Origin of the sequence: Klebsiella ornithinolytica NBRC 105727 = ATCC 31898 (assembly GCF_001598295.1) — a bacterium.
Lineage (GTDB): Bacteria > Pseudomonadota > Gammaproteobacteria > Enterobacterales > Enterobacteriaceae > Klebsiella > Klebsiella ornithinolytica.
In genome coordinates, this window is record NZ_BCYR01000004.1 from 329,139 (window position 1) to 346,705 (window position 17,567).

General features: G+C 51.5%; 15 protein-coding genes and 1 pseudogene. 7 read left to right on the plus strand and 9 right to left on the minus strand.

All coding sequences use genetic code 11. The annotated features are described in order from the left end of the window. Positions 1-89: 89 nt before the first annotated feature. Both ROR01S_RS11360 and ROR01S_RS11365 read right to left on the minus strand, forming a co-directional pair. Entirely contained in the window at positions 90-1,769 is a 1,680-nt protein-coding gene (locus tag ROR01S_RS11360; RefSeq protein ID WP_064359489.1) for a glycoside hydrolase family 43 protein, read from the minus strand. 59 nt (positions 1,770-1,828) lie between these two features. Continuing rightward, on the minus strand, positions 1,829-3,268 hold the full coding sequence (locus ROR01S_RS11365) for an MFS transporter (RefSeq protein ID WP_160873654.1): 1,440 nt from the start codon (positions 3,266-3,268) through the stop codon (positions 1,829-1,831). A 446-nt stretch (positions 3,269-3,714) separates the two neighbouring features. Here ROR01S_RS11365 and xylA point away from each other — a divergent pair, with 446 nt between their 5' ends. Together xylA and ROR01S_RS11375 are read left to right on the plus strand one after the other, a co-directional pair. After that, positions 3,715-5,034 carry a xylose isomerase gene (gene xylA / locus ROR01S_RS11370; protein ID WP_015585271.1) on the plus strand — a complete coding sequence of 440 codons (1,320 nt, stop codon included), beginning with the start codon at positions 3,715-3,717 and terminating at the stop codon, positions 5,032-5,034. A 530-nt stretch (positions 5,035-5,564) separates the two neighbouring features. Then, entirely contained in the window at positions 5,565-6,953 is a 1,389-nt protein-coding gene (locus ROR01S_RS11375; protein ID WP_064359490.1) for a carbohydrate porin, read from the plus strand. Positions 6,954-7,153: 200 nt separating this feature from the next. Here ROR01S_RS11375 and ROR01S_RS11380 read toward each other — a convergent pair. The 3 genes and pseudogenes from ROR01S_RS11380 to ROR01S_RS11390 form a co-directional block, all read right to left on the minus strand. Then, positions 7,154-7,984: pseudogene (locus ROR01S_RS11380) on the minus strand (SAM-dependent methyltransferase); the annotation flags it as partial. Between the two features lie 66 nt (positions 7,985-8,050). After that, the gene (locus ROR01S_RS11385) at positions 8,051-8,308 is read right to left on the minus strand and encodes a YjhX family toxin (protein ID WP_032716428.1); all 258 of its coding nucleotides are present in this window, start codon (positions 8,306-8,308) and stop codon (positions 8,051-8,053) included. A 250-nt stretch (positions 8,309-8,558) separates the two neighbouring features. Beyond that, positions 8,559-8,804: a helix-turn-helix transcriptional regulator gene (locus tag ROR01S_RS11390; protein WP_015585267.1), complete on the minus strand. Its 246-nt coding sequence runs from the start codon at positions 8,802-8,804 to the stop codon at positions 8,559-8,561. A 116-nt stretch (positions 8,805-8,920) separates the two neighbouring features. On the opposite strand from ROR01S_RS11390, the gene ROR01S_RS11395 reads away from it, so the two are divergent. Beyond that, positions 8,921-9,187 carry a helix-turn-helix domain-containing protein gene (locus tag ROR01S_RS11395; RefSeq protein ID WP_071824652.1) on the plus strand — a complete coding sequence of 89 codons (267 nt, stop codon included), beginning with the start codon at positions 8,921-8,923 and terminating at the stop codon, positions 9,185-9,187. A 627-nt stretch (positions 9,188-9,814) separates the two neighbouring features. Beyond that, on the plus strand, positions 9,815-10,027 hold the full coding sequence (gene cspE / locus ROR01S_RS11400) for a transcription antiterminator/RNA stability regulator CspE (protein WP_007720208.1): 213 nt from the start codon (positions 9,815-9,817) through the stop codon (positions 10,025-10,027). A gap of 267 nt (positions 10,028-10,294) precedes the next feature. On the opposite strand, the gene ROR01S_RS26110 is transcribed toward cspE, so the two are convergent. Continuing rightward, complete coding sequence (locus ROR01S_RS26110; protein ID WP_015585265.1) at positions 10,295-10,453, minus strand: YqaE/Pmp3 family membrane protein; 159 nt, start codon at positions 10,451-10,453, stop codon at positions 10,295-10,297. Positions 10,454-10,674: 221 nt separating this feature from the next. Here ROR01S_RS26110 and pspE point away from each other — a divergent pair, with 221 nt between their 5' ends. Then, the gene (pspE, locus tag ROR01S_RS11405; RefSeq protein ID WP_015585264.1) at positions 10,675-11,013 is read left to right on the plus strand and encodes a thiosulfate sulfurtransferase PspE; all 339 of its coding nucleotides are present in this window, start codon (positions 10,675-10,677) and stop codon (positions 11,011-11,013) included. Between the two features lie 215 nt (positions 11,014-11,228). On the opposite strand, the gene ROR01S_RS11410 is transcribed toward pspE, so the two are convergent. Both ROR01S_RS11410 and uxaC read right to left on the minus strand, forming a co-directional pair. Next, positions 11,229-12,773 (minus strand): MFS transporter, encoded by a 1,545-nt coding sequence (locus tag ROR01S_RS11410; RefSeq protein ID WP_064359492.1) that lies wholly within the window; start codon positions 12,771-12,773, stop codon positions 11,229-11,231. 23 nt (positions 12,774-12,796) lie between these two features. Further along, positions 12,797-14,203 (minus strand): glucuronate isomerase, encoded by a 1,407-nt coding sequence (gene uxaC, locus ROR01S_RS11415; protein WP_064359502.1) that lies wholly within the window; start codon positions 14,201-14,203, stop codon positions 12,797-12,799. A gap of 458 nt (positions 14,204-14,661) precedes the next feature. Here uxaC and uxuA point away from each other — a divergent pair, with 458 nt between their 5' ends. Further along, on the plus strand, positions 14,662-15,732 hold the full coding sequence (gene uxuA, locus ROR01S_RS11420; RefSeq protein ID WP_015585261.1) for a mannonate dehydratase: 1,071 nt from the start codon (positions 14,662-14,664) through the stop codon (positions 15,730-15,732). A 104-nt stretch (positions 15,733-15,836) separates the two neighbouring features. Here the strand turns inward: uxuA and ROR01S_RS11425 are convergent, their stop codons facing one another. After that, positions 15,837-16,736, minus strand: a complete 900-nt coding sequence (locus tag ROR01S_RS11425) for a LysR family transcriptional regulator (protein ID WP_044348406.1) — start codon at positions 16,734-16,736, stop codon at positions 15,837-15,839. A 78-nt stretch (positions 16,737-16,814) separates the two neighbouring features. Here ROR01S_RS11425 and ROR01S_RS11430 point away from each other — a divergent pair, with 78 nt between their 5' ends. Continuing rightward, positions 16,815-17,036 carry a 4-oxalocrotonate tautomerase gene (locus ROR01S_RS11430; protein ID WP_285910855.1) on the plus strand — a complete coding sequence of 74 codons (222 nt, stop codon included), beginning with the start codon at positions 16,815-16,817 and terminating at the stop codon, positions 17,034-17,036. The last annotated feature ends 531 nt before the right edge of the window (positions 17,037-17,567 follow it).

Below are 17,567 nucleotides of genomic sequence, written 5' to 3' on the forward strand. Positions count from 1 at the left end.
TGGGATGACAATGCCATGAATAACGTGAAGGCTGAAAAACAGCAACAAAAACCTACGTTATCGTTAAGATAACGTAGGTTCATTATTATTTAATTAAACCGTGATTCGCTGGCTTGCCAGCTATACGTACCATCGGCCATTAACGCATCGCCCAGCTCCTGATAATGGAAATCGTAAAACTCTGCGCTGGCGTCATAACCTGAGTAGTCTACAGCCGCAAGGCCAACGAACGCCCCGGTAAAGAATCCGCCATAGCTTTGCAGCACGTAATCGTCGGAAAGAATGGCGGCATCTAATTTAACGGGGATTTCCGTGAAATTGATCCCATCAAAACTGTATTCATAGCTATACGTTTGTTTGCGAACCTTGCTGCGGAACCAGACGAACTCGGTCCCTTCGGGGATCTTGATAGCATCATCTTTCAAATATGACGTGTATTTCCCACGGTTATTTTCACCGACCTCAATAACTGAGCCATTAATCTCATTCCAGGTGATGAACACAAAGCTCCAGTGGCGATCGTTGTAGTAATTCGTTAATCCTGCCATCTGTTGATAATTGAACGGATTAAATTTCACTTTAACCTGGGCATCAAAATAGAAGGCTTGCCAGCGTCGGGCAATAAGCGACAGGTTATGCGTATTGGCTAATGAACCCTGGCCGATTAACGTCAGCTTGCCATCGCCGGTGGTCCCCATTTTTTCTGTGAATGGAACCCGCAGCGTATTCCAGTTAGGATCGAGCGTTGCTGTTTTAAACGCATCGTACTGGCTATGGTCTTTAGCACTTTCGGTGTAAATGGCATCGGTTGGCCCTTCGACAAAGGTTTTTCCGCCGTGGCCCCCTTCGATACGCGGCCAGCCGTCCGCATCCCAATACACTTTCTGGATCGCGGTTTCTCTGCCCAGAGTTGACCAGCCACGAGGATCATAGGCCGACTCACCTGGACGATTCCACGGACGGGCGCAGAGCGAGGCATAATACCACTCACCTTTCGGGGTGGAGACCAAAGCGCCATGCCCTTGTTTCTGGATATAGCTGTCCGGGGTATCGACGTTTGTTAAGAAGACTTCCCCTGGCTCGGTTTCAAAGCTGTTGGCCTCTAAGGTTTTGGAGCGCGCAACAACCTCCTGGTGGGTAAAGACGGTCCCCCCCTGCGCGGCGAAAAGATAATAATAGCCGTTCAGTTTGTAGAGGTGTGGCCCCTCGACGAGTGCAACGGCGGTGCCCCGATAGATGGTCCGCGCGGTTGCCGGTTTTAATTTCAGTGTCCTGGTATCAAGCTCAGTTAACGTGATGCCATCGAAGGGGTGATGGTACTCTCGATGGTCCCAGGTTTGCTGCACGATATATTTACGCCCATCATCGTCATGGAAAAGCGAGGCATCAAAACCGACGCCATTCAGTTTGACAGGATCTGTCCACGGACCACGGATATCGGTCGCGGTGGTCAGATAGTTGGTCATGTCTTTAAAGGCGCCTTCGGTGATTTTCACATCGGTATACACTAACCAGAATTGGCCATCGGCATACGAGAGCGCCGGCGCCCAAATCCCACCTGATGAAGGATTGCCTTTCATATCTAAAAGGGTCGTCGTCGACAAGGGACTGGGGAGCAGATTCCAGTGTTGCAGGTCCTTTGACTCATGCAAACGAACGCCAGGGAACCACTCAAATGTCGAGTTGGCGATATAGTAGGTGTCCCCAACACGGATAATACTGGGGTCTGCATTAAATCCGGGTAATACAGGGTTTTGAATAAGTGACATATCATTCTACCTTTTTAAAATTTCCAAATTTATATTTCTGAATTTTTATTAATTTTTAACTATACCCGGATCTCATCCAGCTGACGGTTGATCTCGGTGACATTTTTGTCTGAGATAGGATAGAGTTGAATAATGATCATCGAAATAGCGGCTAACACAATGGGCATCCACACCGCGGTCATAATGATTCCGTCGATCGCATTGGCACTTTGTTGCGCGCCGGTTTCGCTAAAGCCATAGGCGGCCAGTAACCAAAGTGGAATCGCGCCGCCAATCGTGAAACCAATCTTGAAGAACAGTCCCATAATCGCATTAATGATTGCGGCATTGCGTTTGCCTGATTTTAATTCGCCATAGGCAATCACTTCTGGAACAAGCGCCCACATGAAGCCAGTCGCCGAGGTTAAGCCCCATTGTTTAATGAAGGTTGCGACGTAAGCAAGCCACAGGGCATCGTGCATGCCTTCGCGTGACCACACGTAGGTCAGTAATTCACCCACAATAAACATGCCAAGGAAAAGATGGAAGAAGCCTTTTTTACCGAAGATTTTCTTCAGTCTGGACCAGAAAATAGGGAAGATGATGCCGGGAATTGAGGCGACAAGACCAATCGCTCCCATCCATTCAGAATGACCGACAACAAACTGATTGAAAAAGCCATTTACCGTGTTCATGAAAAACATGAAGGTAAAAGCTAACATGAAAAAGAATCCGAGAATGACAAGCGGCCGGTTATTTTTGAGTTCAAGGAATAAATCTGTCGCTTTTACGTTAGCCGTCTGTTCTGCCGTCGCAACCACACGCTCTTTGGTGAATTTATAGCAGAAGAAAAGCGCCGCTGCGCCGATTAACATATAAATTGAGTAAACGCCAAACCACGCATAGTTAGCCGACGGGTCGGTATAGTTACCCATATTCAGCTGGAGGCCAAAAAAACCCGTATCCTTGAGGCTGCGATCTTTGGGGGAGGCCATCTGCACAAACATCGGGAACAGGGTATAAACAAGCAGGTTGGCGCTGTTTGCCAGCATCATGCGGGTACTGGTCAGTTTATCAATCGATTCAGGATCTCTCGTCAATGATGCATTAAGCGAACCATAAGGAATATTCACCAATGAATAAACTAAATCCAGCGCCAGATAAATGATAAACGCAAATGGAACCGAACCTCTTATTCCGGGAATAGGCGCAAAAAGCAACGCGGAAAGAATCACGAGGGGAATGCCCGCTCTTAAAAGCCAGGGGCGATATTTACCCGCACTTGAACTTCTTTTGTCAACATAGGTGCCGACCATCGGATCCCAGAAAACATTAACGATGCGCACAAACAGAAATATAAACCCCGCCGTCGCGGTGCTGATGGTATTTACCGTCAACATGTGAAGAGCAAGAAAACCGCCTATCGTACCAAAAACAAGGTTTTGCGCAAAATCACCCATCCCATAACCAATGCGTTCCCCACGAGTTAATTTATGATATTCATCATGCCGACTTTGCATTATGTTTTTGCTCATTCTAATCAAGTCTCCGGTTTCTTTTGAGAATGTGAAACACTTTCTGACACAGATGACCTCCGGGAATCCATTACGATTTTACATTAAGTAATTATGTTTTTTTACTTCTGTGATCATCGAAACTCAGGCTCTCTCGAGGCCGCGTATCCCGCCTGTTGACGCGCCGCTGACAGGCAATATCTGCGGCAGGTAAATGTCCCCCGGCAACAGCTGATTTTTATTTTAGTGATTGTCACCTGAAACCCTCGGGAAGGGAAGGGGAAGTATGGTTATCAATGTATTTAATATATGACGTTATTATTTGCGAGATGGTTCACATTTGCGCATTTTCTTAATTGCCGAATGAAATAACGTAATTGAGCCACCTGCCAGGAAAATACAGGATAGGTCAAAATTATTTATTTTTCGCTTCCTGAATGACGGAGTTCATTATGCCAGTTTATTTCGAACAGCTTGACCGCATACGTTTTGAAGGTCCAAAAACAGCAAACCCGCTGGCTTTTCGCCACTACAACCCGGATGAAATCGTGCTGGGAAAAAGGATGGCAGACCACCTGCGCTTTGCTGCCTGCTACTGGCACAACTTCTGCTGGAATGGCGCCGATATGTTTGGCAGCGGTTCTTTTGAACGACCCTGGCAACAAGCGGGGGACGCGCTGAGCCAGGCAAAATGTAAAGCTGACGTCGCTTTCGAATTCTTCCATAAGCTCAACGTGCCGTATTACTGCTTCCACGATGTGGACGTCTCGCCAGAAGGCGCATCGTTAAAAGAATATCTGAATAACTTCGCCAGAATGACCGAAGTGCTGGCGCAAAAACAGCAGGAAAGCGGGGTGAAATTGCTGTGGGGGACTGCTAACTGTTTTACCAACCCGCGCTACGCCGCCGGAGCGGCAACCAACCCCGATCCGGACGTCTTTGCCTGGGCGGCAGCCCAGGTCGTTGCCGCCATGAATGCCACCCACCAGTTGGGCGGCGAAAACTATGTGCTCTGGGGCGGTCGCGAAGGCTACGAATCCCTGCTGAATACGGATTTGCGCCAGGAGCGCGAGCAAATTGGCCGCTTCCTGCAGATGGTGGTTGAGCACAAACACAAAACGGGTTTCCGTGGCACGCTGCTTATCGAACCTAAACCGCAGGAACCCACGAAGCATCAATATGATTACGATGTCGCGACGGTCTATGGCTTCCTCAAGCAATTTGGCCTGGAAAAAGAGATCAAGGTGAACATTGAGGCCAACCACGCAACGCTTGCCGGGCACTCTTTCCACCATGAAATCGCCAGCGCCATTGCCCTGGATATTTTCGGCTCCGTTGATGCCAACCGCGGTGATGCCCAGCTCGGCTGGGATACGGATCAGTTCCCGAACAGCGTAGAAGAAAACACGCTGGTCATGTACGAGATCCTTAAAGCCGGCGGCTTTACCACCGGTGGCCTGAACTTTGATGCCAAAGTCCGTCGCCAAAGCACCGATAAATATGACCTGTTCCATGGCCATATTGGCGCGATGGATGTGATGGCGCTGGCACTCAAAAAGGCCGCTCGCATGATTGAAGACGGTCAGCTGGAGCAACGTGTTGCAAAACGCTATGCCGGCTGGAGCGATGAAGTGGGTCAGCAAATTCTGCAAGGGAAAATGTCGCTGGCGCAAACTGCTCGCTACGCTGAACAGCATAACCTTAATCCTCAGCATCAAAGCGGACATCAGGAATTACTCGAAAACCTGGTTAACGCGTATCTCTTCGACTGAATCCTGCTTGCATGCCCCTGCGGGGGCATTTATTGCCGGTGTTATTTATCATGACTGGAATTTATTTCGGCGCATTCGCTGTGAACCCGATGCGGTACTGATATATAGACGACTTCTGCGTACTGATAAATACACTCTCAGCACTACCGAAGAGCAAAAAATACAGAGAATCCTCGGGCCACAGAAATTGCGGGGAATAAAGTTAAAGAGAACCATTGATGAAACCTGCCTTTGCCGACAACCTCTGCTGGGGCAGCACCTGTTGTCTACGACAAACCGAGAAGGAGGGCCAAAGACCGCTGTAATGGCAATCATCGATAATGCTGGTTGGTGAATTATCCGAAGATATGATTCATCTGCATCAGCACGCATCAGCAAATATCACTCATGGAGACATTATCACGATAATAGCGTAAAGCCTCTGCGACCGTAAAAATAACAATGATATTGTTCTTATGATAGCGACATATTCTGTCACCCAGAATGGGATTGTTATTATCTGAATACAATTAAACTATATTGAGATAGACATGAACATGATAAAAAAACTTCCATTAACGATGGCGGTTATCGCCGCGCTTTGCCCTTTTTCCTCTGTTATGGCCCAAGAATTTACTCAGGAACAAATTGACGCCATTGTGGCGAAAGCCGTCGATAAGGCGCTGGCTGACCGCCAGGCGAAAATGGACGCCGCCGCCGCCAGGAAGGTGGATCTGGAAACCAACCCGCAAACCACCGCCGCTTCGCCGGATATGGCGATTCCATTCGGTCTGAAGTTTAGCGGCTACGCCCGCTACGGCGCCCATTTCCAGACCGGCGATCAGAAGTTCGTTGGCGTCGATGGCTCCTATAACGGCGCCTCGGCGATTGGTCGTCTGGGTAACGAAGGCAACGGCGGCGAGTTCCAGATTACCAAAGCCTTTAAGAGCAGCCAGGGCGCCATCTGGGATATCAACGTGATGTTCGACCACTGGAGCGACGAAGTTAACCTCAAGAAGGCCTACGTTGGCGTCACCAACGTGCTGGCATCCAATCCCGGCGCCTATATCTGGGCCGGTCGTGACTTCCACCAGCGTCCACAGCAGGGGATCAACGACTACTTCTGGATGAACCACGACGGTCAGGGCGCCGGGGTGAAAAACTTCGATATCGGCGGCGTTCAGTTCGATGTCGCCGCGGTTTCGCAGGTCGAGTCCTGTAGTCCGGAAGTCATGGCCGATGAGTCTAACCCGTCGCGCATCACCTGTACCGGCGGCTCCGGGACCGGCGACGACGGTCACTATGCGCTGACCACCAAAACCCACAACATTAAGGCCGGCCCCATCGATGTCGAGGTCTACGCCAACTACGGCTTTGACTCCAAGGCGGTGGACAACGACGCGCAGATTGATGCCTGGCAGGGCGGCCTGCTGTTGAGCCACGCCAACAGCGACGACAGCGGCGTGAACAAAGTTATCCTGCGCTATTCCGATAACGCCGATAACAGCGTTTACAACAAAACGGACGGGTTGACCACCGTCTACGCCAGCTTCGAAGGTAACTATAAGTTCACCCGGCAGGCGCAGGTCGAATACCTGTTGGCCTTCCATGACTATGACAACAGCAAGGACAACACCGACAACCGCAAGAACTACGGCGCCATCGTCCGTCCGATGTACTTCTGGAACGATGTGCACTCCACCTGGCTGGAAGCGGGCTACCAGCGCGTTGATTACGATCAGGGCGGGGATAACCACGGCTGGAAGCTGACGCTGTCGCAGAACATCGCCATCGGGATGGGGCCGGAGTTCCGTCCGATGCTGCGCTTCTACGTCACCGGCGGTCAGGTCGATAATAACCATACCGCGAAGGTGAACGGCACCCGCGACGAGCAGCTGGACTCCCTGAACGTCGGCGGCATGTTTGAAGCGTGGTTCTGATGTCTCGTTAAGACGCTATCCTTCTGGTGAGTCGCATCGATACTGAAAAAGGCGAACACGGTAGCCAGTTTTAGTGGGCGACGACCCTGGCACCCAGCGGAGATTATTGCGCAATTGCAAAAGCGCAATCTGTCGCAGGGGGCGCCATCGCGGGAGGTCATGGCGGTATAGCCGGTTTGAGCTATACCGCCAGCTTCATTTCATCGGGCGATTAATGCAAACACGCCCCAGCCAAAGTATTCCCGGGTCCAGGTGACATGACGTTGGGGGGCTGTCGTCAGCTCATTTCGAACCTCGGGGGCCATGTCATCGTCAGGGTTTTCCTCCAGCCAGCGGCGCATCGTGAGCCACTTCGCGGCTTCGTAGCGGTCCCAGCCCTCCTGATCCGCCAGCACCATTTCCACCACGTCATAGCCGAGGTTGTCGAAAGAGGCCACAAGGTCGGGGAGAGGGAGAAAATCAGCCACCGAGGAGACTCCGCAGGCCTGGGCTATCTCTTCCGACGCAGGTAGCTGACGCCAGTAGGGTTCGCCAATAAGCATGATCCCGCCCGGTTTCAGGCTCTGCGCCAGCAGCCCGACTGTCCCGGCAAACCCACCGGCAATCCATGTCGCGCCGACGCAGGCGGCCACATCGTATTTCTCTTCTGCAACATACCCTGCGGCATCGTCATGAATGAAATGCACCTTACTGCTGACGCCGAGCTCTTCCGCGCGCCGCCTGGCCTGCGCGGTGAACAGCGGGCTCATATCGATGCCGGTGCCGGTCACGGCATAATCGCGGGCCCAGGTGCAGAGCATCTCCCCCGAGCCGTTGCCGAGGTCAAGGATGCTGGTGTCCGGCTTCATGCGTAACACGCGACCCAACGTGGCGTACTTTTCCGGGGTGAACGGATTATGAATGCGGTGCTCGCTTTCGCTAATCGTAAAAATACGTGGGATATCCAATGTTAAATTCCTTATATAGCGTTGAGTATGAAGAGGGAGTTCCTGTGAGGTTTTTGCTTTTTCAGCCAGCAGAGCAAACAGCTTTCTTCCGCTGACAGCTGGATGTGCCGGGGGGCGAAAATAAGGGTGCTGATATCCATCATGCTCTCCTTAGCGGTTATCGAGCTGGGCGCGAACGTTGTTCAGCCCGGTGGTATTAATGCGGTAGGGTTGGCCGTTGACGGATTTGATCAGTTTTTTGGTTTTGAGTTTTTTGAAGACGGCGAGCGTGCAGTCGGCGAGCAGAAGCCCTTCTCGGCTGTAGCATTCCACGGAAGTGACGCGGCCAGATGCATCGCGGACGTGCGCAATACGTCCACCTTTGGCGAGAACGTGTAAGGTACGTTGTTCCTGACGGGATAAATTCATACTGGAAAACCTGTTTAATCATCATGTGCAAAACGTGCAAACACACAGCGGTGTCCGCATTCGATTTCGGCGCATTGATAATCAGTCCGGCCTGAAAAGGTCGGGGAACTGATTATCCGATGATGACATTCTCCAGCATCAAAGCCTCGGGTTGAGTAGATAGGTATTTACGGGGTGAATGATAACACCTGTTTTTTATCAGGGAATAGCCCAGGTTAAAAAGTGTGATCCGGATAAACTCGCCTGACGCTCAGCGCTGATACCAGCCGGCGACCACTTCCGCCAGATCGTCTTCAACGGTATAGAAATAACAGGCCGGGATCTTCAGCACGTCTGCCAGCCGACAGGCCAGCGCGAAGTCAGGGGTGTGGATGCCGCGTTCATACTGGTTCATCCGCGCGCTCGCCGTCGCCTCATCAATACCCGCGAGGATACCCAGCTTTTGTTGGGAGAGTCCCGTTCTGAGGCGCGCTTCTTTTAGACGGTGCGGCAGCATGATGATCCTGAAAGACTGGAAACAGAATCACGATTCTGGTAGCTGTTAGTTGAAAATGTACTAAGTATTACTTAGTGTTGTGGCGATAATATGAACGGCTTCACTAACGCAAAGGAATGAATGAGATGAACAGAACTGATATGCATCCGGCTGATATCATTGCGCAATTAAAAAAGCGCAACCTGTCTCTGGCGGCGGTCTCCCGCCAGGCGGGGCTAAGCTCGTCAACGTTAGCCAACACGCTGTCTCGTCCCTGGCCTAAGGGGGAGTTTTTAATCGCGCAGGCGCTGGGTATCGATCCTGCGGAAATATGGCCGAGTCGCTACTTCGATCGGCAGGGCAACCCGATCGACAGAAAGAAACGGATTCGTGTAAAAGGGTGAATAATCCGCGTGTGACGGCAGGAGCGGATGCCCCTGCGCAAGGCAGTCGATCCGGCTACCGGCTGGCGGTGATCACCGGCGGGATAGCGGGATAGCGTGAGCGGGGAGAAGGGCACATTCCTGTTTCCACCGCCATTTAAGTCGGCCTCACGCCTGTCCGTTCAGCCGGTTTTTATCCATGTTTAGCCAGTCCGGCCTGCGTGTAGCGCCGGTTCATTTGCTCATTGGTTCCTGTTTTCTCTCGATATCTATGCCCGCGGCACAGAGATGCTTCATGAGTGCAAAAAACGAAAACGAATTCGTGAAATACCGGACGCATTACTCTTGTGCGAAATTGAGATAGCGATTGTTGATAGCGGCTACCTTTTACAGACATATGGCCATCCGGGTGTTTAAGCGGTCAAAATAAAAAACATAAACCTTGCTATAATAATTTCTCTATGTCTTAATAACGTCATCGGTTTGGAACACAGACCTTATGAAAGCAGTTTTAGTAAAGCAGTCCTCAGTTCAAGAGCTATCCACAGATACCCTTCTTCATGAGCCTCCTCCTAAGTGCCAAATAAGTAACTCTAAATACAGGCCATCATCGCCGCGCTTAGTGGCTCATTAATTAAGGAAGTATCTATGTCTAATAAAATGACTGGTTTAGTAAAATGGTTTAACGCAGATAAAGGTTTTGGCTTTATCACTCCGAACGACGGCAGCAAAGATGTATTCGTACATTTCTCTGCTATCCAGAGTGACAACTTCAAGACCCTTGATGAAGGCCAGCAGGTCTCTTTCACCATTGAAAATGGCGCGAAAGGCCCGGCAGCCGGCAACGTCACTCCGCTGTAAGCCGCGCTCATTATCAGCGACGTTTACAATAGCGATGAAGGCGATAGCCTGAGCAGATAAGCTCCGCTGATAATAAAATGAACCCGCCCTGTGCGGGTTTTTTGTTGCATTCAGTTTGCCGAATTAAAATCCATTCGCCATTCGCCATTCGCCATTCGCCATTCGCCATTCGGTAGCGGCAGGTAATCGCGTAAAAATAAAATAAGATTCAGATGAAAAATACCTGAAAAAATAAACGGCGCCGTTGCGCCGTCATGATGATATTGGTTAATCGCGCGTTTGCACCCAGAATGCGTGAATCAGGCCGGGGATATAACCCAGCAAGGTCAGTACAATATTCAGAATAAATGCCCAGCCGAATCCTTTACCCAGTAATACGCCAAGTGGCGGCAAAATAATCGTTAAAACAATTCTCCAGAACCCCATACATACTCCCTATAAAAATCAACGTTGAAACAGGTGACGCTGTCTTTAAGCATAGTAATTTTAACGGGGACCGCCAGTTTGCCTGCCGTGTTGCCTCTGCGCGCATATCATCGAGTATCCGCTTTCTGCCCATTTTCCTGATCAGGTCAAAGATTGCCCGGGATGCCTTCGCTAGTATCATTCCTGGTGACCAGGAAAAACAAATAAGGAGAACTATCGTCATGTTTAATCTGACCCGGGTAATGAAAAAAACGATCTTGACCGGCGCCATGCTGATGGCGTCCACCTCACTGTGGGCGGCTGAGCACTGGATTGATGTCCGCACTCCAGACCAGTTTCAGGAAACGCATGTAGAAGGAGCGGTGAATATTCCCCTGAAACAGCTGGATGCGCGCATCGGCGAAGTGGCAAAAGATAAGAATGACACGCTGCACCTGTACTGCAATACGGGGAACCAGTCCGGCAAAGCAGAAAAAATGCTGCAAAGTATGGGCTATAAGAATGCCGTCAACGAAGGCGGACTGAAGGATGTCGAGAAAACGCAGAAGATGGTGAAATAATCCGCTTGCCCCATCGCGAGAATGTGCCTTAAATCCACCTCTTTGCACTGCTCCGGCTTCACTTGCGCGGCTTATGCGTCTGTCGTCGTCGAATGATCAAATCAGGAGCATGTCTGGCGGATAAGAGACGGCGATGGTTCGGCTGACCTTAATCGGGTCAGCCGGGCAGGGCAACCGCGTGGCAGCGGGCATGATGCCGCTGCCGGCGGTATCTGTCAGTTCAGTACCGAGGTGGGTTCGCCCGCCTTTGCTCGCTCGGGCGGGGTATCGCGCCAGAGCGTGTCATAGCGATAACCCGTCAGGTCTTCAACCACATGGCGCGCTTCAGGCGTGACGTCCTGCTGAAGACCGTTCGCCTTCAGGCGCTCAATCTCATCGACAAAAATCTTGTGCGTACGTTTGTTCAGATGGAAGGTCAGCGCCTGCCACAGAGCAATCAGCAGCAGCACGGCGGTGCCGGCAAACAGCAGCGTCGCGATGGTATTAATCGCTTCCTGAGGCTGAGTCTGGCTCCCTTTCACGAAACCGCCGCTTTGCAACAGCAGGCCCACGGCAAAGGTAGCGATGGCGACCGTCGTTTTACGCGAGAACGTCATCACCGCGGCAAACAGGCCTTCACGGCGCTGGCGGGTAATCATTTCGTCAATATCGGGAATAAACGGAAAGACGTTCCACGGCGTAAATTCCAGCACGCAGCGGCTAACCTGATAGATACCGGCGATGATCACCAGCAGCATCACCTTGTTGTCGGTCGGGAACTGATACACCAGGAAGAACCCGCCGAGGCACAGCAGCATCAGGCTATAGGCGAAGACATAGAGGCGAGAGGGACCATACTTAATGATTGCTACGCCCGCCGCCAGCGTAACCGGCAGCCCGACGATACTCATCGACAGCAGCGTGCCCGCCAGAGAGGACGAGACGTTCAGGCAGTAGACGCAGAAAAAGACGAACACGGTGTTGTAGACGTCCTTCGCCGTAAAGGAAAAGAGATAAATCGCCAGGTGCTTACGGAACGCCCGCACCTTCAGAGTAGAGGCATACTCCTTAAACAGGTTGCCAAAGGCGACAAACTTCTCGGCCGCCGTGGTGGACTTGCGCTCTTTTTCCATTTCCGCCAGCATTTCCGGCGTCAGCTCGCGTTCCCAGGTCACTTTCCACGAGATAAAGACGCAGACCATGAACATCACGGCAAACACCACGCCGTTAACCAGATAGGCGTCGGCATTATTTTCACCCAGTGCGCCAATCAGCAGGCCGGGGATAAAGGTGGCGAGAAAGGTCCCGGATGCCGAGAGGAACATCCGGCATGTGGAAAGCTTGGTCCGGCCATTAAAATCTTTGGTCATCTCTGAGGGTAGCGTTTCCCACGGGATCAGTACCATGGCGGCAATGATCTCAAAAGCCAGATACACCGCGAGATAGAACCAGTAGTTCATGCCGTTTAGCCACAGCAGGGTGTAAACCAGCATGAGCGGTGCGCCGATCAGCAGGAAAAAGCGCCGCCGGCCAAATTTCTTACCCAAATAGTTTTTATAGAAATGGTCCGTGAAGCTGCCCATAAACAGGCTGACAATAGCATCCACGATACGCGCGATCGCGACAATCGACGCCGCTTCAATCGGCGACAGGCCGACAAACGTGGTATAGAAGAAAAGCAGCCATGCGCCAATGACGGTAAATGCGCCGCCGCCCATAATATCCGTCAGACCGTAGCCGATACTGACGGGGATGGTCACTTTTCTGTTCTTACGAGTCATAGTTTATCCCTGTATCTGACGGGTCAAAAACGAAAATAACGACGGGCGTTGTCCACGCAAATACCGCGGATCATGGCGTCGAGGATGGCGCGATCTTCCGGCACTTCACCTTTCTCTACCCAACCACCAACCAGGTCGCAGAGGATCCGGCGGAAATAATCATGTCGGGTGTAGGAGACAAAGCTGCGCGAATCAGTCAGCATGCCGATAAAGTTGGCCAGCAGCCCCTGCTCGGCCAGCGTATTGAGCTGGTTAACCATGCCGCGTCGGGTATCGTTAAACCACCATCCGGAGCCGAACTGCAGCGGTGATTTCATGCCATCCTCGCCGCTCTGGAAGTTGGCGAGAGTCGAAGCGACCACGTCGTTATAGCTGGCATTGAGGTTATAAAGAATGGTTTTCGGTAGACCGTCATTCTCCACCATGGCGTTAAGCAACGCGTTCAGACTCTGCGCAAGGTGAGTTTGATCGCCAATCGAGTCAAAGCCGCAGTTGATGCCGACCTTGTTGAACATGGTCGCGTTGTTGTTACGAATGGCGCCAAAGTGAATCTGCATGGCCCAGTCGCGCTGTTTGTACATTTTGGCCAGCGCGACAAAAATCATACTTTCCCAGGCCTGAAGGGCATGCTCATCCAGCGTCTCTCCTGCCAGCCGACGCTGAAACAGCGCGGCCTGCCCGGCCTCATCAAGCGGGCAAAACCGGATCGCCAGCGGACCGTGGTCCGATACGCGACAGCCCGTGCTGTGGAAAAAATCAACACGCGCTTCGAGAGCGGCCAGGAACCGATCCAGCGAGGTTATCGCCCGCTGGGTTTTCTGCGCCAGTCGGGAGACGAACGTCAGGAAGCGATCGGGGCAGGCGTCGAACAGCTCATCAGGACGAAATGTTGGCAAAACGCGAGGGGAAAAATCACTTTTTGCTGCCAGCAGCCGATGGTATTCCAGGTCGTCGAGCGGCCCGTCGGTCGTGCACAGCGCTTCAACGTTTGAACGGCGGATGAGCGCCTGGGGTAAAAAATCGTCGTGGCGTAATTGCGCATTACACCGTGCCATAATATCGCGCCAGTTTTTACTATTAAGCGTTTCGTCGATCGCAAAATAATGTTTCAGCTCAAGGTGGGTCCAGTGATAAAGGGGATTGCCAAAACTGGCTTCGACAGTTTGCGCCCAGGCTGCAAATTTTTCTTCGGCGGAAGCATTGCCGGTAATTTTTTGTTCAGATATTCCATTCGCCCGCATTGCCCGCCATTTGTAATGATCGCCCTCCAGCCAGAGCTGAGTAATATCCGTGAACGGTTTATTTTCCCAAATGGCTCTGGCATCAAGATGACAGTGGTAATCAATAATCGGTAACGCTTTTGCTATCTCAGAATACAGCCGCTGACCTGGCGCGTTGGTTATCATAAAGCTATTGTTTATCAGTGACATAAAAACTCCGTACACGATGTCGCTTTTACTACGCATCCCCAGCGTTAAGCCGGGGCCGGTGTATGACGGGAACATAATGGCGTTGAGGGTAAGCTTCCTTTTCATTGATTGTCTACTACCATACAAGATGTAATGATAAAATTGTGACTTAACGCATGTATTCCGTCGTCGATATTCATAACCTGAAATAAAAACCGGGATGAATTAAATGGCTAAAAATAAAATCGTGTTATAGAGGATGATTAATTTAAACTGAATTTGTTATTTTTTTACAATATAAAAACAATTAACCGCAACAGAGATAATGAAGATCCGTTCAGCCCATGAGTCTTTTTATCGCGTCGTCACTCTTTTTTAACGAGGTGGTTGATCAAACGATAATTACTGCATATGCTACTCAATACTAGTATGGTACATCTCGTAAAATGCATAGCAGCAACGATTAAGGCGGATAAAAAATGCAGATGACAATGCGCTGGTTTGGGCCACAGGAAGACAAAATCCCACTGGAATACATCCGACAGGTGCCGGGTGTGGAAGGTGTTGTCGGGGCACTGTATGACGTTGCTCCCGGAGAAGTCTGGCCAGTCGAAAAGATTAAAGCCCTGGTTGATCAGGCCCATGCCGCGGGCCTGACAATGGAAGTGATTGAAAGTGTTAACATTCACGATGACATCAAAATAGGCACCCCGGCACGCGATCGCTACATTGAAAACTATAAACAGACGATCCGTAATCTGGCGGGTTTTGGCGTCAAGGTCATCTGTTATAACTTCATGCCGGTCTTCGACTGGATGAAGACCGACATGAACTACGTCCTGCCGGATGGTTCACTGACGATGGCCTTCGAAAAAAGCGGTATCGATAAGAGTCTGGAAGAGGTCGTCAAAGAGGTTCTCGATAACGCCAACGGTTTTGCGTTACCGGGATGGGAGCCCGAGCGGCTGGCGAAAGTGCAGGAGCTGTTCGCCCGTTATAGCGGTGTCGATGATACTAAGCTGCGGGAAAATCTGTTTTATTTCCTCAGAGAAATTATCCCGGTGTGCGAGGAAGTGGGGGTGAAAATGGCGATTCACCCGGACGATCCGCCGTACTCTATTTTTGGCCTCCCGCGGGTGGTGAAGAATCGCGATGACCTGGCGAAGATTTGTGATGCCGTGGATTCACCGGCGAATGGCATCACGCTGTGCACCGGGTCAATTGCGGAAGATCCGGATAATAACGTCTATGAAATTCTTGCCGAATTCACGCGTCGTAAGCGCCTCCATTTTGCCCATGTGCGCAATATTAAGCTGATTAAGGATAAAGATTTCTACGAATCCGCTCATCCGTCGCAGTATGGCTCGCTGGATATGTATCGCGTTATGCAGGCCCTCCATGATAACGGTTTTGACGGCTACATCCGCCCGGATCACGGCCGGTTTATCTGGGGTGAAACCGGGCGTCCCGGATACGGCCTTTACGATCGCGCGCTGGGGGTAACCTACCTGCTGGGGCTGTGGGAGGCGCTGGAGAAGACGTCGTCATAAATCTGTCTGCCGGAGGCCAGGGCCTCCGGCCGCGTGTTTTCTGCCGCCGTTAAAACGGGCGTGTTGACCCGACGGGGCGGTGCAGACATCGGTCTGAAGTCGTTTCATCCATTATTCTGCGCGCCAAAGCGCTGTATCAGAAAATCAATCACGCTGCGCAGCTTGGCTGATGGACGGGTATCCTGTTGATAAATAAGATACATCGGCGTTGGCTTATAGGACCACTCGGGAAGCACCGGCACCAGGCGTCCCTCGGCGATATCTTCCTTTAGCAGTGATTCCGGTTGCAGCACGATACCGCAGCCGTTCAGTGCGGCAATCCTCAGCGCATGGCCCTGGTTAGACATAAACCGGCCTTTCACTACCGCTTTAACGATCTCGCCATCGGGCCCCATCAGCTCCCAGCGATCCTGATGTATCCAGTAGGACATCCCCAGACAGCTCATGTGACTCAGCTGATCCGGATGCGTCGGTGTCCCGTGCTGACGGAGGTAGTCGGGAGAGGCGGCAAGGATCCGACGATAGGCGTGCAGCGGCCGGGCAACGATATCCTTCTGCTGAATCTCACCAATATGAATAGCTAACTCAGCATTCCCGCTACTCAAGTTTGGCGTCTGGTTATCCAGCGTCAGCATGACGTTGACCTCCGGGTTTTGCGCCATGTAGAGGCTCAACGCCGGGACCAGTATCTGACAGCCGAAGCTGACCGGCGCGACCATATGAACCAGCCCTTTGGCAGTCGATTGCAGTTCCATGGCGCTATGCTCGGCGAGAGAGAATTCTGCCAGTACGCGGCGACAACGCTCATAGTAGAGCTGCCCGACTTCGGTTAACTGTTGGCGACGCGTGGTTCGGTGCAGCAAACGTGCGCCAAGCCGTTGTTCAATCGCCCGGATCTGTTTGGCAACCATCGTGGCCGATACGTCGCTGACATCGGCCGCTGAGGCAAAGCTGCCGCACTCGACAACTCTGACAAACATCTCCATTCCGGCAAGTTTATCCATGATTAACAACCTGTAGGTTCTGATTCACTCAACCTAACACACATTTATTGGTCCTCACCTTTCGGTAAAGATTAATTCATCGACCCTCAGACGGGGTCTCAACCGGAGAGAAAAAATATGCCTGTTTTACGTTTAGAATTACAGCCTGGCCGCTCGCCTGAACAGAAGCGCGATTTTGCCCGTGAAGTGACCCGGGTCGCGGTTGAAACGCTGAAATGCAAAGCGGAGAGCGTGGATGTGGTCATTGTCGAAATACCCAAAACGCACTGGGCTAAAGGAGGCGTATTGCCCACCGAATAGTTGTCTGGTCGCATTTCTCGTCGCTGGCGCAGGTTCACCGCGCCGGCTAAAGCGTAGCACCGGCCAGATGAATCATCTGCTTCCTCCGTGGTTTCTCAGCAACCGGCAATCCCTGCCGTTGCCTGGGTATTATTGGGGATATGGCGATGAAAAATACCTATGGTACAGCGTGATTTGCTGCCTGTGTGCCACCTTATTCCCAGCCCCTTGCCGCCACTCAGTTGTGCCTGGCGTGCAGCCCCCGGCGATGGAAGGAGGCATCCTGCATGATATACAGTCTGCCGACCTGATAATGGCCGCGAATTACCGAGGCCAGCACCCGTTCCCGTCCATTTATGTCGCCTGCTGACAAATCTGCACTCCCCCTCTTAAATCCAGATAGCGATTATTGTTGCCACCGAGCGCTGTGCGCGTTATCCATGACGTTCAGCAAAAAAAAGAGTGGCGTTATCGAATAAGCCTGTCCATGCATAAAAGATCTAAACAGGGACCCGCTCTATTTTATTGAACGCCAAATATCAGTTGAATATA